The organism is Diaphorobacter sp. HDW4B (assembly GCF_011305535.1).
Classification (GTDB): domain Bacteria; phylum Pseudomonadota; class Gammaproteobacteria; order Burkholderiales; family Burkholderiaceae_C; genus Diaphorobacter_A.
On the sequence record NZ_CP049905.1, the window covers coordinates 5,317,832 to 5,332,150 of the forward strand.

Sequence of the window (14,319 nt, forward strand, 5' to 3'; positions counted from 1 at the left end):
TTCGGGCTGGTCCGATCCCGCTGGCGGTAGGCCCACCTTGAGGTCAGATAGCTCGTCCCCCGGCACCTGCCCCAAAATTCCATTGTTCGCGCTCAGGTTAAGTCCAGCCATGGTCACGTCAATACTGTATAAATAACCAGTATTCTAGGAGATATCCATGGACAACTGGAACCCCACATTGCTGCAAATGCCTTCATGGTTTGGTTGCGTCGAAGAGCGCGAGCTGCCGCTGCACATGTCGGCCTATGCCGTCACCCAGCCCCGTGCCAACTGGTGGGAGGTGAAGATCGAACGAACTGGCGAGACGGTGTATTCGGGAATCGGCCCGGTGCAAGTCGTGTCTGCACCGGTGCCGTTTTGATTGACTGCCTGTTGGGCGGGTCCTCTTCATCATCGGGAGCTGCAAAACGCCCTGCCTCCATCGAGCCTTGGCGCTTGCTTGGCAGATAGACGCCGTTTTGCGCTTGCTGGGACTGCCGCCCTCCAGCGTCATGACCCCACAAGGGCGCGGTCGGAGTGCCCGTTCGGGCAGAAAGTCAAAGTCGGTGATTTGCCAGCGCGCCATAAACAACCTCGTGGACGTTTGTCTCACGAGGTTGAGAGGCTTGGTACGACTACGGAATTGACAACCCAAAGAATCTTAAACAGATACACTATTTTCTGCACCGCAGAAATCACAAAAAAAATGTCAACCACTATACGTTAATTGTTAATTGCCAAATACCAAGTGACATGATTCCGAGAATGAACGAATCTCAAGAATCACGATGCCCGGTGTGTAGTCAGTCGTCACGACTGTTCATCATGGGCCAAGGAAAGTGGCACCATCACCAAGGATGCGATTGCATAGAGATCCGCATTCAAGTGAAACTTCTAAACGCGACACAACATTTGGACCGAGACGAATTTCCATATGCTAAGCGCGTGCAGATATCGGAAGACGCGCGCAGAACATCCACCCACAACTACCTTGCAATCACCTCAAACACAGGTCTTGCAAGAGCGACAGGACGCCGCTGGCAGATCAAGATTTTGCGAAGACGACGGGATGACCCTGCGAGACCAAGCGGGGAATCACGGGAATAGTGGTCTGAATAGACGAGGTGCACAAAAGGTGAAGCGCCCAAGGCTTGCGAATCAGTGGGCGCTTCTTTGACTGCGGATCACCCCCGTGGGCCCGCCTTCACCATAGAGTCTACCAAACCAGAGATACGGATCAGTTCCTCAGTCGATCAACCAATTCATCAACAGTCGCGTTCGCTTGAGCATGCCGTAGCAACTGCTTTCGGAACATCATCCCACCGACATCACATAGGGTGTCGAGATCATCCTTTGTCAGCCAGCGCTTTTCCTTGGTGATCCATTGCGCCAACTTCACAATGGCGGGATCCAGATCGAATGGATCCTCACTTCTGTCAAAACGGTCTGCGTGCGCATGAAATGCGTCAATTGCTGGCGTGATATCAAGTTCCTCTGTCATGTCCAATAGTGTCGAACATGAGCTCTGGAGACGACCGTCAACAACTGTCAGACTCATATGACGCAACTCAACATCCGTCATCCAAGTTCGCTCAATTTCCCCAAAAAAAGACCACCAGAAGGTGGTCTGAACTGTGGTTTCCCACTATGCAAGCCTGCATAGTAAAAGTATGTCCAACACGGCGAAAGTGGAATGTGCGTGGTCAAGATGAAGTCTGCAAAGAAATGTGCAACCACGCAAAAAGCCGCCTCAATGGGCGGCGAAGATAGCAACACAAGCGAAGGGAGCCATCAGGAAAGGCGAACCTCGAAGAAGGCTTCTTCTACGGCGATGTCGTGCATGCCGGCCTGGCGCGCTTTGTCATAAGCCTTGCTCCAGGTTGTGGCGATTTTCTCTTCTGCCTTAGAGATCGTCCCGCCCTCTGATGCATCGGTGAAGAGCTTGAAAGCCTTGCGCAGATCGTCGTCGGAACGAAAGCTGCGGGCGAGTTCTTTCGCGAATCGTAGCTCGGCTTTCTCTTTGATTTGAGGGCTCATATCAGCAGGGCAGTCCTGCAACTGAACTTCGATGATGGAATCCATGATGCACTCCTATACTGGTTAAATTAACAGTAGTGAGTATCGTGTATTACTGTTTTTTTGTACAGTGTTTTATTGAGGGATTTTTCTGCAATAGATGGATGAATCTTGGCGGGTCATCTCTTGCGTGATCGAGAGGTTGACTCCTTGATCAGCTTCTCCCGATGAATCATTGCACCGATGCTGCATAGGACAACCATATCCTCTTCGGTAAGTTTTTCCCGATTGAGTGTGATCCAGCCTGCAAGCCACTCAAGGGGTGTGTTGAGACTGTGTGGCGTGTCCACTGCTTCCAAGTGGGTTGCACGTTCACGAAACTGCAGGAGCATGTTTTCGATGGAGATCTGCATGGGCGAACATCCCTTGTTGACGAGTCAATCCTACGACTGCGCCCAAAAAAAAGCCACCCAGAAGGGTGGCGAGGAGGGCATGTTTTCATCTATACCCTCGGCGCATCTTACGGCACAGCAAAAAAGAACCCAGATCAGTCGCAAATTGCCATGATTGAGCGCTCTTGCTTGCGCGGCGCTGGGGGCTCAAAAATCATAACCATGGCCTCTCCAAGCGAGAGGACATCTTGTTCGGTCAGATGCGGCGAGGGCAACGACTCCAAGTAGAGCGCAAAATCATCTTCACTGAGGGTGCCCACGTACTCTTGGAAATGTGTTGCTTGAATCATGGGCGAATTGTGCCCATGCTCCATAGATCAGCAAAGTCAACCATCGTTACCGACCTCACTTGTCTATGTGACCCGCGAATAGAAAAGCCACCTCAAGGATGGCTTTGTAGCATCTGGTTGTCCAAACAGCAATTCGGATGGGCTAATCCTTGTTCAGTCTTCGCCTTAAGATTGCTGCAACGGCAACCAATCCGCCTGTGGAGAGGATTCCGAGCAGTCCGAGACTTGGCACCGCTTGGAGGGAGTCTGTATCTGGTGTGGGAACGCGAAAAACCAAGTGCAGTGTGGATTCCCTCTGGACGTTGTAGTCAGCCAAGGTGCGACCATCCTCAAGCTGCTTCCCTGCAAAAATTAGCCTCTGCTGCTCGGGGGGGATGCCCTCTTTGTCTTGTATCTTCTGCTTGACTTGCTGAATTGAGTCGCTGCCCTCGACCTCAAGCGTTACGGTCTTTCCTGTTAGAAGCTTTATAAAAATCTGCACTACACGTCCTTTGCCGCTTTTCCACCTAAACAACACTTCCGATTGGCTAAGCCAGAGAGGCTCTGATCGATGTGATTTCTTTCTTGAGGGCTAAGGCGGAGGCTCTCGGGTTCACCACGCAATCGACACGCAACTCCGCGATCATTTCTCCGATCTTGGACAGTGCCAAGGCCTGATCTGGATGGCTCTCGTAGACGCAGGCAAGTACCTGCCACAGAGCTTGCTCGCGAATGGTGTACTCGTACATCCCGGTCTCCTTGGCAATAGTCTTGGTGTGGCGCATCACCTGCAAGTCGATGCAATGCTGATTTGGTTGACATAATACATTCAGAAACAGGAGAGCTACCGACTAGAACCGCTTTCTCAAGTTCCTCACTTTCGCCCACATCCTCGCTGAGACATAGCCAGCGACCGCTGACACTCGCAAGCTGGTGCGAGCAGCATGCAAAAGCATGGAGAGGATCTACGTGCCGGGCTACGACCTGATCAAGGCCGGCGTGATCTTGATGGACCTGATTGGCCCTGAAGTCCAGCAGTGCGAGTTCGGTTTCGACGAGCCTGAATCACGGGACCACACCAAGCTCATGTCGGCAATGGACGCCGTGAACCAGCGCTTCGGGAAAGGCTCAATTCACGTCGGATCCACTGGACAGGAGCGGCCTACGCGCGAATGGGGATGCGCCAAGAGCGACGGACGCCCCACTACACCACCTGTCTTGACGACATACCAGTTGCTCAAGCCTGACACAGACTTCCAGCAGCGGATTCAAGCCATGTTTCATTGGATCAACCCGTTCTTCAGGGCGTAGTAGGTCAAGTCACTATTGGAAGCAAGACCCATCTTTTCCAGCAACCGAGTGCGATAGGTACTCACGGTTTTCACACTTAGGGCTAGGTTTTCTGCAATGTCACCAGCAGTAGCACCTTGGGCCAACTTCAGGAACACTTGGAATTCCCGCTCTGATAGAAAAGAGTGTGGTGGTCCATCAGATTTTCGGTCTAGTTGCTGCGCAAGGAGTTCGGCCACCTTGGGCGGGATGTAACGTCGACCAAGCGCAATTGTTCGTATTGCCTCTGCAATTTCTTTGGGATCGCACTCTTTGTTCAGGAAGCCACTGGCACCTTGCTGAATCAGATTTACCGCGTAATGCTCTTCGGGATACCCGGTAAGAATCAAAATGCCAACATCAGGAGCTTCAGCCCGAACTGCGGCCATGACATCGATCCCATTGGTGCCAGGCATGGAAACATCCAAAATCAACACGTCTATAGGTTGGTCGCGAACAAGATCCAATGCTTCCTTGCCTGTCGCTGCCTCTCCCAAAACGCGGAAATCCACTGACTCAGAGAGAAAATATTTAAGCGAAGAGCGAAGGATTGCGTGGTCATCAACAATTCCAATAGTGATCATTGCAGCCTTTGATGTGTATAGACGCGATGACTTCGATCATATGGAAATCGCCACGCCCGCTCAAGCTGTTGCCCGAAATCGGTCGCACTGGCTGGATCCAACCGGTTGAATCGCCCCGGATTTCCTAGACACTGTTGAGCCGTTGGGAATGCCGTCTTTCGAACTCTACCGGAGAGATATCTCCGGCGGTGCCATGACGCCTTTTCGGGTTGTAAAACATCTCGATGTAGTTGAAGACATCAGCCCTGGCCTCATCGCGCGTCGGGTAAATCTGGCGGCGAATACGCTCGCGCTTGAGCAACTGGAAGAAGCTCTCGGCCACGGCGTTGTCGTGACAGTTGCCGCGACGACTCATGCTGGAGACCAGATTGTGATCTCGCAGAAAGCCCTGCCAGTCATGGCCAGTAAACTGACTACCCTGATCCGAATGCACCATGACAGGCAGCTTAGGCCTGCGACGCCACAAGGCCATCAACAGTGCATCGAGCACCAAGCCAGTATCGATGCGGCTGCCCATAGACCAGCCAACAACCTGACGTGAGAACAGGTCAACCACCACCGCCAGATACAACCAACCTTCATGGGTGCGGATGTATGTGATGTCAGTCACCCAAGCTTGGTTGGGCTCGGCGGCTGCGAAGCGGCGCTGCAGGTGATTGGGAGCGACGATGGCAGGTTTGCCTCCACGCATGCCCGCACGGCGTTTGTAGCCCGTCTGTGAACGCAGCCCCTCGATTTTGAGCAGTCGCGCCACGCGATGCTTGCCGCAGCGCTCGCCCAAATCACGCATGTCCATGGTCAGCTTGCGATAGCCATAGACGCCACCACTCTCGAGCCACGCATGCTTGAGAAGACCCAACAGACGTTGATCGTCCTTTGCACGAAGACTCATCGGTTGCGCCTTCCAGGCGTAGTAGCCGCTGGGGTGTACAGCCATGACCTTGCACAGTCGGCGGATGCTGTACTCACCTTCATGGCGCTTGATGAATGCGTACTTCACCCGGACTGCTTGGCAAAGTACGCTGCGGCCTTTTTTAGGATGTCGCGCTCCTCTGTGACTCGCTTGAGTTCAGCCTTCAGTCGTCGCAACTCCTCGGTTTGTGACACCTGTGCCGGCCGATCATGGGCAGGCGTTCCTTGAGCCTTGATCCATTGATAAAGGCTGTGCTGACTTACGCCTAGTCGGGCTGAAACATCGGCCACCTTATGGCCGCGCTCAGTGATCTGCTTGACCGCTTCGGTCTTGAATTCTTGGGGATATCTTTGCTTACTCATGGCACCTCCTATTGGGCCTTAGATTTGAGGCTCAGAGGTGTCTAGAAAACCCGGGGCGATTCAGCACACAGGAAGATGACATTGTTGCAATGCAATGAGCCCGAAGCACAACGCCAGAAATAGAAAAGCCATGACTGTGGAGTCATGGTTTTGGGTTCAAACGTCGTCAAGCAGTTTGGGCTTCTTTTGGCAATTCGTCCTCCGACGGGTCATGGCGATGTATGAGGCGATACAGCAATGGCAGCACGAGCAGAGTCAGAGCCGTGGATGAAAGAATCCCGCCAATCACAACAGTTGCAAGAGGACGCTGTACTTCGGCACCCGTGCCGGTAGCAATGGCCATGGGAACGAACCCGAGAGATGCAACCAATGCCGTCATCAACACTGGCCGCAAGCGTGAGAGTGCGCCTGTGTGCACAGCGTCTGGCACCGACATCCCGGTTTCGCGCAAGGCGCGGATGGATGAAATCATCACAAGTCCATTGAGCACGGCAACACCTGACAGTGCAATGAATCCAATGGCAGCAGATATCGATAACGGAATGTCTCTCAGCCACAGTGCCAGAATGCCACCAGTGAGCGCAAACGGAATGCCCGTGAATACGATAAACCCGTCGCGAGCATTGCCGAACATAGCAAAGAGCAAGGTGAAGACCAGCAGCAGGGAGACAGGCACCACAATCTGCAAACGCTTTTGTGCCGACTGCATATTCTCGAAAGTGCCTCCCCAGCGTGTCCAGTAGCCACTGGGCATTTGAATGGAGTCCAAGTCCTGTTGGGCTTGTTCCACAAATGAGCCAATGTCTCGACCTCGCACGTTGGCACTTACAACAATGCGACGCTTTCCATCTTCCCGGCTGACCTGATTTGGACCGGGCGACAACTCAAAGGTCGCAACAGCAGACAGTGGCACAAAGCCTTGTCTTGTGTCTCCTTGTTGAGGCAAGGCGATTGGCAAACGCTCCAATGTGGCGAGGTCATTGCGCACTGATTCGGGCAGTCGGACCTGGATATCAAATCGTCGGTCGCCTTCGAACAACGTTCCAGCTTCCTGACCACCAATCGCTGTGGCGATGGTTTGTTGCACTTCACCCATGTTCAGACCATAGCGGGACGCCTTCTCACGGTCGACTTGCACTGTGAGCATAGGCAAACCAGTCGTCTGCTCCACCTTGACCTCCGACGAGCCAGGAACCTTCTGCAGCATGGCTGCAATGGATTGAGCCGTGCGCTCCAGTACCTGCATATCGTCGCCGAACACCTTCACAGCTACATCGCTGCGAACACCAGAGATGAGTTCGTTGAACCGCAGTTGAATAGGCTGAGAGAACTCGTAGTTGCTTCCAGGAATGCCTTCGACAATTTCCTGCACGGCAGCCAAGAGGTCCTCTCTGCTACGTTTGGGGTCAGGCCATTGTTCACGTGGCTTGAGCATGATGTAGCCATCAGAGATATTCGGAGGCATGGGGTCTGCAGCGATTTCGGCGGTACCAGTACGTGCAAACACGCGGTCGATTTCAGGGAACTGCTCTTTCAGCATGCTCTCCAACTGCATTTGCATTTCCAAAGATTGCGTCAAGCTGGTGCCTGGAACGCGCAATGCCTGAATCGCAAAATCTCCTTCGTTGAGGTTGGGCGCGAACTCACTGCCCATTCGGGATGCCAACAACAGACTGAGTGCCACGGCAACGACTGCCGTAGAAATGACAACCAAGGGCATGCGCATCACACTGGAGAGCAATGGCTCATAGGCCTTGCGGGCCCATGTCATCAGACGGTTTTCTTTCTCTGCGACACGCTTGCCGATGAACAGCGCAATGGCAGAAGGGATGAAGGTCATGGAAAGAATCATTGCACCGGCAAGAGCCAAGACCACAGTCAGCGCCATGGGATGGAACATCTTCCCCTCCACGCCGGTCAGCGCAAAGATGGGCAAGTACACGACCATGATGATGAGCTGCCCGAACAGCAAAGGCCTGCGCGACTCTTTGGCTGCAGCAAACACCTCATGAAAACGCTCGCTGCGGGTGAGCAAGCGTCCTTTGGCCTCTTGTGCATGTGCAAGTCGTCGCACGCAGTTTTCCACGATGACCACGGCTCCGTCGATGATGATGCCAAAGTCCAACGCACCAAGACTCATGAGGTTGGCACTGATTTTGTACTGCACCATCCCCGTGAAAGTGAACAGCATCGACAAAGGAATGATGAGTGCAGTAATCAGGGCGGCACGGATGTTTCCAAGAAACAGGAACAAGACCACCACAACCAGCGCGGCGCCTTCCACCAGGTTCTTCTTCACGGTCGCAATGGCTTTATCAACCAGTGTGGTGCGGTCGTAGACAGTCACAATCTTCACGCCCTCGGGCATGTTCTTGCGAATGGATTCCATACGTGCATCCACTGCCTTTGAGACAACACGGCTGTTTTCGCCGATGAGCATGAACACTGTGCCCAGCACCACCTCACGTCCGTTGTCCGTGGCCGCACCAGTGCGAAGCTCACGCCCCAACTCCACGTCAGCCAAATCACGAATACGTACCGGTTGACCTTGCACTGTACTCACGATGACCTCTTTCAGGTCGTCGATGCCTTTGACTTGGCCAGGTGCGCGAATCAGATACTGCTCTCCTTCACGTTCGATGTACCCGGCACCGACGTTGGTGTTGTTGTTCTGTAGTGCGGTAACCAGCTTGTCCATTGAAATGCCGTAAGACGCGAGCTTGTCAGGACGCGGCGCAATCAAGTACTCCTTGGAAAATCCGCCAATCGAATTGATTTCGGTAACGCCCGGCACATTGCGCAGCTGCGGCTTAACAACCCAATCCTGGATTTCACGCAAGTCCATCGGCGTGTAAGGCGTACCGTCTTTCTTCTTGGCGCCTTCTTCGGCCTCAACGGTCCAAAGATAGATTTCACCGAGGCCTGTAGAGATTGGCCCCATGCTTGGAGAGACGCCAGACGGCAGCTTCTCTCGTGCCTCCTGAATGCGCTCATTGACTAACTGTCGAGCAAAGTAGATATCAGTGCCATCCTTGAAGATGACGGTAACTTGTGAAAGCCCATATCGGGACAAGGAGCGTGTTTGCTCCAGATTCGGCAGGCCTGCCATCACGGTTTCAATCGGGTACGTAATGCGTTGTTCGGTCTCCAGCGGGGAGTATCCTGGTGCTTGCGTATTGATTTGAACCTGAACATTGGTGATGTCTGGCACGGCATCGATTGACAGCCGCTGGTAGCTGAAGACGCCGAGGATGGCCATCGCGACGACGGTCACCATGACCAGCCAACGTTGCTCGATGGCGAAGCGGATGATGCGCTCAAACATATGGACCCCGCTTCAATGCGTGTGCTCGGCCGATGCCTTGCCCAACTCGGCCTTCAGCATGAAGGAGCCATCCTTGACATAGTCTTGTCCTGCCTTGAGGCCTGACGTGACTTCGGTGGTCCTTCCGTCGAAGCGTCCCAATTGAACGACCTGGGCCTTGTAGCCACCGTCCACAGGAACAAACACCACACTCTCTTTGCCGTCCGGCCGTTGAATGGCCTTGGCGTCCACCGCAATCGGCACCTGCGACTCATCTGCAAGTACCTTCACATCTACAAACAGACCGGGTCTCCACACCCCTTGAGGATTGGCAAGTGCCACACGCGCAGGCGCTGTACGTGTCTGCTCGCCAATCAATGCGCCTACATACGCGACCTTACCTTCTGCTGATGAATCGAAAGCTGTGGCACGTACCGTGACCGGCGAGCCAACGCGGACATACGGCAACTGTGGAGCTGCGACATTCATTTCAGCCCATACTGAACTCAGGTCCGATACGGTGAATGACGCTGTACTCTCGGTCACCGATTCATCAACGGTCAAATGTTTCTCCACGACGACTCCTGCTAGGGGCGCGCGCAACTCGTAGCGGCTGGTGCCGCCAGCTCCTGCACCAATGGCAGAAAGCTTCTGTAAAACGTTGGTGACGGAAATCTCGGCTTCTTGTAGTGCTTGGCGAGCCTGCAAGTAGTCTTGCTCGGCGGAAATCTTTTCCTCCCAGAGCTGCTTTTCACGTTGGTAGGTATTCTTCGCCAACGCCAAGCGCTTCTGTGCCGTTTGCAGTTCGCTGCGCTGGTCGGAAACCGTAGCACTTTGAATCACTGCCAACAGTTGCCCCTTGGCGACTTGTTCACCCAGCCGGGCATGAACTGAAGCCACAACGCCGGCCACGCGTGGCACCACGTGGGCGGTCCGGTCTTCGTCGAAGCGAATCTCTCCGGGCAATATAACTTCCTTGCGGATGGATGCAGAACCGGCTTTGGCAAGTACTACGCCTACTTTCTGAGACTGAGCTGCACTGAGCTTGACGAGTCTTTCCTCCTCATGGCCTTGCTCGTCGCCCTCATGCTTTCTCGCTACCGATTCAGCGCGCTCGTCATGGTGCTCACCGTTGGCATGGTTATCGGCCTCCTTGTGTTTATCGCGCTTGGCAGCAGGTTCATCATGATGCTCCCCGTCTTTATGTGAATCAGCATCCGCGTGGCCTGATGCGGCAGCAGGAGCCGATGCACCGGAAGAGCCAGAGGTCCGCAAGATGAGTGCCCCTGCGACCATGCCGCAAGCAAGAATCACGGCAACCGCAATCCAGTGCTTGGAAGCCGTGAGCGACGAGTCAAATTTACTTTTTTCAGACATGTTCAGATTCCAGTTTTTGCAGTATCCGTGGATGGCACTGCCATTGACGACGTGCCGAGCAGTCGGTCTATTTCTGCCCGCGCTTTATGCGATGCCATCAGTTGCTCAAGCAGTTTCCGTTGGCTTTCGAACAACGTACGTTGGGCGTCCAGTACGTCCAAGAAATTGAATTTGCCCAGCGTAAATCCACGCACAGACACGTCATAGGCTGATTGCGCAGTAGGAATGACGCGACTCTTGAGGAGTGATAGTTGCTGATTGCTGCTAAGTAATTGCTGCCGAGCAGCGAACACCTGTGATTGGAGTTGAAGACGCTGCTCTTGAAGCTTCTGCTCGGCTTGGTCGACCTTGCGCAAGGCTTGAAGCTGATTACCTGCATTGCGGTCGAAGAGAGGCAGAGGAATGCTGACTCCAAAAACAATTTGGTTTCGTCCCACCTCCTTGGCACGCTTGACACCGATGCTCACAGTCGGGTCTTGCATTCGCTTCGCATGCTCAAGCTCGGAAGCTGCCCGGCTCTGGTCCAGCACGTGTCGCGCGAGGACCATGGAAGGTGCAGCTTCAAGGAGCGTTTCCAGTTGGTCTGCGGTGGGCGCTTCCGCTATGGCTGCGAAATCACCACTGGCTTCACCAACGTCAGCGGCCGTACCACCCCAAAGCGAAGCAATATTTTGCTGGGCGACCGCAATCGAAGACTTGGCCTGTTGCAACTCAAGTGCCGCATTTGCCTGAGCTACCTGTGCACGGCTCGCCTCAAGCGGTGCCACCTTGCCAGCTTGAACGCGTTTCTCTGCGGCGTTTGCGGCATGTGCCGCCAGTTCGTGTGTCATGGACGCAAACTGCACTCGCTGCTGAGCGAGCAATAGCTCATTGAAATACGTCACCAGCTGAAATCTGAGGGCCACTTGCGTTTCGAAAACTGTGGCATGTGCAACAGCCTTTTCGCCTTCAGCGATGCGCATGCGCGCTTCACGCTTGCCTCCCAGTTCAATGAGCTGGTTGATTTGCATGGTGCTGGAGCGGGCGTTCGAGCGCGTGTCCTCTTGGTTGAACGCCAACTCCGGATTCGGGTGAACCTTGCTTTGCAAAATCCCCCCCTCGGTTGCAGCCGCACCGTATTTGGCTGCCTGCAGACCCGGATTGGCTGCAAGGGCTTTTTCCCAAGCGACGGCCAAGGTGGTCGTGTTTCTCACCCCAGGCTCCGGACTTGCCACGCGTCCGTTCGCCGTTGCTGGAGAGTCGAGGGTTGTCGCTGCGTTAGCCGAGAATGAGCAAGCGACTGCGAGTGAGAGGAACGATAGATATGTTTTGGGGAGCAAAAGTGTCCCTGCGGGACCAAGCGATAAAGTAGCCATGTGTGCTTCTCCGGGAATCCTGGTTGGGCGCACATGAAGTCTTGCCGCCGGCGGGCGGCAAGGAGTCCAGTAGACAAATTGCAGTGTTCGAGCGGACCACGTCGCACAGATGCAGCGGCCAGCACAATGGCTGAACTTCGCTGGGAAGGTTTCAATGTGCGATTGGGAAGACTTTAGAAACCAATAGCGAACACAAAGGCGTCTGAAAGATGACAAATTTGTAATCTACGGTTTCCGTGCAAATCCGCGAAAATGGTGTACATGAGATTGCTGCTGATTGAAGACGAAGCCAAGCTAGGCGAGTACCTCCGAAAAGGACTCGCTGAGGAAGGCTATACCGTTGATGTGGCTTCAAATGGCATCGATGGATTGCATCTGGCCACGGAGCTGGACTATGACCTCATAGTTCTGGATGGCATGCTCCCAGGCATCGACGGCTTCGCTGTACTGGCGGCACTTCGGCAATCCAAATCGATTCCCGTACTAATGCTCACAGCACGTGCTGATGTGGAGGACCGGGTTCGAGGACTTCAGAGCGGTGCCGATGACTACATGATTAAGCCATTCGCTTTCTCGGAGCTCGTTGCCCGTATTCAGGTTCTGCTTCGCCGAGTGCATGCACATCACGCCTCTCCCGAGCCCACATCGCTCAAAGAGGCAGACTTGGAGGTTGACCTCATTCGTCGCAAGGCGGTGCGAGCAGGAGTGCGCCTGGACCTGACCGCCAAGGAGTTCAATCTTCTAGCGCTGTTGCTGCGGCGGCAGGGAAAAGTGCTGTCTCGCACAGAACTGGCATCCCAAGTCTGGGATATGAACTTTGACAGCGAAACCAATGTGGTGGAAGTGGCCGTGCGACGCCTACGCATGAAAGTCGACCAGCCATTTGAGTCTCCACTCATTCATACGGTCCGTGGTATGGGCTACGTGCTGGAGAGCCGAGCCCAGTCATGAGCCCGAAGAGCAGTGTCCCACATCTTGGTCAGCGACTTTCCCGTTGGATGGCGTTGCTTTCGATGCTGGGACTTGGTGCTGTCAGCATGGCTGTTTATCTGGTCTTTGACACCACGCTTTCCGCTCGCCAAAAAGACATGTTGGACCAAAAGCAGCAGGCACTTATTCATGTGCTGAAGGATGACAACATTGAGCACCGGGACAAATCACTGAGCCATGTGCTGACTGATTTTTTAGCCGGGCATTCCGATTACGCCATCCGCATCGTTGACAGCAACGGCGTTCAGCTATTCGACAGCCGCGTTCCTGGCCTTGGCGACAAGCACACCTTGCAGCGCACTTTTGCCGTCAAAATCACTTCACTTAAATCGGACCACGTACACGATGCAACCGCGACATTGGTCATGGACCGTCGTCCCGACGATGCTCTATTGCGTGCTCTGGCGTGGACGCTGTTCGTCTCCATGATTGCAGGCGCCTTCTTGCTTTCGCTCTTTGGAGGTTTGGTTGTGCGTAGCAGCCTGCGTCCTATCGAATCACTGGTCAGCCAAATCGGTGCGCTGTCTGCCAAAGACTTTGAACGTCGCCTCGATGGTGGAGGACTGCCGCAGGAACTGATACCCATCGTCACGCAGTTCAATGCTTTGCTTGACCGTCTTGCTGACGCGTACCGTCAACTTGAATCCTTCAACGCGGATGTCGCGCATGAGCTGAACACGCCGCTTGCCACTCTGATTTCGAGCACGGAAGTAGTGTTGCGCAAACCACGCTCAGTCGATGAAGTCCGCGATGTGCTGGAGTCGAATTTGGAGGACTTGAGGCGCATCGCAGGAATGGTCGGAGATATGCTCTTCCTCTCTCGAGCAGACCGAGGGGCAGGAGCAAGAGAGACTAAGATTTGCAGTCTCGCCGCGGTTGCCAACGATGTTGTTGAGTTTTACGAGGCTGTCGCTCTGGACGCCAACCTGACGGTCGAAGTGCGTGGAGATGTGCAAGTTCACGTTGATGCACCATTGATGCGCCGTGCTCTATCAAATCTTCTGAGCAATGCTACTCGGTACGCGGCAAGCGGCTCCAATATCATCATTCAAATCGAAACCCGTTTGCAGCAAAAGCTCACCGAAGCAGTCGTGACTGTGACAAACGAGGGAATGGATATAGAGCCACAGCATTTACGGCATCTATTTGACCGGTTCTACAGAGCAGACTCGTCCCGCCACAACGTCGACCGCAACCACGGTCTGGGTCTGGCCATCGTGAAGGCCATTGCAAAGATGCACGGAGGGACGGTTTTTGCAGAGTCACGGCATGGAGTGACCACATTTGGGCTGGTGTTGCCCTCAGGGTTCGATGATAAATCCGCGCGCATTTCTTCTCCCTTGTTGTTGTGAAATTGACTGCTTTGGGAAGGCGGTCTGGACACACTGT

The 14,319-nt window shown here is 54.1% G+C and carries 15 protein-coding genes; 4 read left to right on the forward strand and 11 right to left on the reverse strand.

Annotation, left to right across the window (positions count from 1 at the left end; translation table 11 throughout):
* Positions 1-157 precede the first annotated feature (157 nt).
* A complete protein-coding gene (locus G7048_RS24250; protein WP_166070591.1) occupies positions 158-361 on the forward strand; it encodes a hypothetical protein in 204 nt (67 codons plus the stop codon).
* An 855-nt stretch (positions 362-1,216) separates the two neighbouring features.
* Here the strand turns inward: G7048_RS24250 and G7048_RS24255 are convergent.
* The 6 genes from G7048_RS24255 to G7048_RS24280 all read right to left on the reverse strand — a co-directional run bounded on the left by G7048_RS24255 (position 1,217) and on the right by G7048_RS24280 (position 3,465).
* Positions 1,217-1,480: a hypothetical protein gene (locus G7048_RS24255; RefSeq protein WP_166070592.1), complete on the reverse strand. Its 264-nt coding sequence runs from the start codon at positions 1,478-1,480 to the stop codon at positions 1,217-1,219.
* 290 nt (positions 1,481-1,770) lie between these two features.
* The gene (locus tag G7048_RS24260) at positions 1,771-2,061 is read right to left on the reverse strand and encodes a hypothetical protein (RefSeq protein ID WP_166070593.1); all 291 of its coding nucleotides are present in this window, start codon (positions 2,059-2,061) and stop codon (positions 1,771-1,773) included.
* Between the two features lie 113 nt (positions 2,062-2,174).
* Complete coding sequence (locus G7048_RS24265) at positions 2,175-2,408, reverse strand: hypothetical protein (RefSeq protein WP_166070594.1); 234 nt, start codon at positions 2,406-2,408, stop codon at positions 2,175-2,177.
* 134 nt (positions 2,409-2,542) lie between these two features.
* Complete coding sequence (locus tag G7048_RS24270) at positions 2,543-2,737, reverse strand: hypothetical protein (protein WP_166070595.1); 195 nt, start codon at positions 2,735-2,737, stop codon at positions 2,543-2,545.
* A 142-nt stretch (positions 2,738-2,879) separates the two neighbouring features.
* Positions 2,880-3,254, reverse strand: a complete 375-nt coding sequence (locus G7048_RS24275) for a ubiquitin-like protein (RefSeq protein WP_205750312.1) — start codon at positions 3,252-3,254, stop codon at positions 2,880-2,882.
* A 10-nt stretch (positions 3,255-3,264) separates the two neighbouring features.
* Entirely contained in the window at positions 3,265-3,465 is a 201-nt protein-coding gene (locus tag G7048_RS24280) for a hypothetical protein (RefSeq protein ID WP_166070597.1), read from the reverse strand.
* A 429-nt stretch (positions 3,466-3,894) separates the two neighbouring features.
* Here G7048_RS24280 and G7048_RS28805 point away from each other — a divergent pair, with 429 nt between their 5' ends.
* Positions 3,895-3,963 (forward strand): DUF4113 domain-containing protein, encoded by a 69-nt coding sequence (locus G7048_RS28805; protein WP_371747717.1) that lies wholly within the window; start codon positions 3,895-3,897, stop codon positions 3,961-3,963.
* 33 nt (positions 3,964-3,996) lie between these two features.
* Here the strand turns inward: G7048_RS28805 and G7048_RS24290 are convergent, their stop codons facing one another.
* From G7048_RS24290 to G7048_RS24310, 5 genes are all read right to left on the reverse strand, one after another.
* Positions 3,997-4,629: a response regulator transcription factor gene (locus tag G7048_RS24290; RefSeq protein ID WP_166070599.1), complete on the reverse strand. Its 633-nt coding sequence runs from the start codon at positions 4,627-4,629 to the stop codon at positions 3,997-3,999.
* 124 nt (positions 4,630-4,753) lie between these two features.
* A protein-coding gene (locus G7048_RS24295; RefSeq protein WP_166068365.1) for an IS3 family transposase occupies positions 4,754-5,904 on the reverse strand; the annotation gives its coding sequence in 2 pieces (ribosomal slippage) (positions 4,754-5,658 and positions 5,658-5,904; 1,152 coding nt in all).
* Positions 5,905-6,070: 166 nt separating this feature from the next.
* Positions 6,071-9,229: a CusA/CzcA family heavy metal efflux RND transporter gene (locus G7048_RS24300; protein ID WP_166070600.1), complete on the reverse strand. Its 3,159-nt coding sequence runs from the start codon at positions 9,227-9,229 to the stop codon at positions 6,071-6,073.
* Between the two features lie 12 nt (positions 9,230-9,241).
* Positions 9,242-10,585, reverse strand: a complete 1,344-nt coding sequence (locus G7048_RS24305; RefSeq protein WP_166070601.1) for an efflux RND transporter periplasmic adaptor subunit — start codon at positions 10,583-10,585, stop codon at positions 9,242-9,244.
* 2 nt (positions 10,586-10,587) lie between these two features.
* Positions 10,588-11,778: a TolC family protein gene (locus tag G7048_RS24310; protein WP_166070602.1), complete on the reverse strand. Its 1,191-nt coding sequence runs from the start codon at positions 11,776-11,778 to the stop codon at positions 10,588-10,590.
* A gap of 423 nt (positions 11,779-12,201) precedes the next feature.
* Here G7048_RS24310 and G7048_RS24315 point away from each other — a divergent pair, with 423 nt between their 5' ends.
* Together G7048_RS24315 and G7048_RS24320 are read left to right on the forward strand one after the other, a co-directional pair.
* A complete protein-coding gene (locus tag G7048_RS24315; RefSeq protein ID WP_166070603.1) occupies positions 12,202-12,891 on the forward strand; it encodes a heavy metal response regulator transcription factor in 690 nt (229 codons plus the stop codon).
* Complete coding sequence (locus G7048_RS24320; RefSeq protein ID WP_166070604.1) at positions 12,888-14,282, forward strand: heavy metal sensor histidine kinase; 1,395 nt, start codon at positions 12,888-12,890, stop codon at positions 14,280-14,282. The genes G7048_RS24315 and G7048_RS24320 overlap by 4 nt, the downstream gene beginning before the upstream one ends.
* The last annotated feature ends 37 nt before the right edge of the window (positions 14,283-14,319 follow it).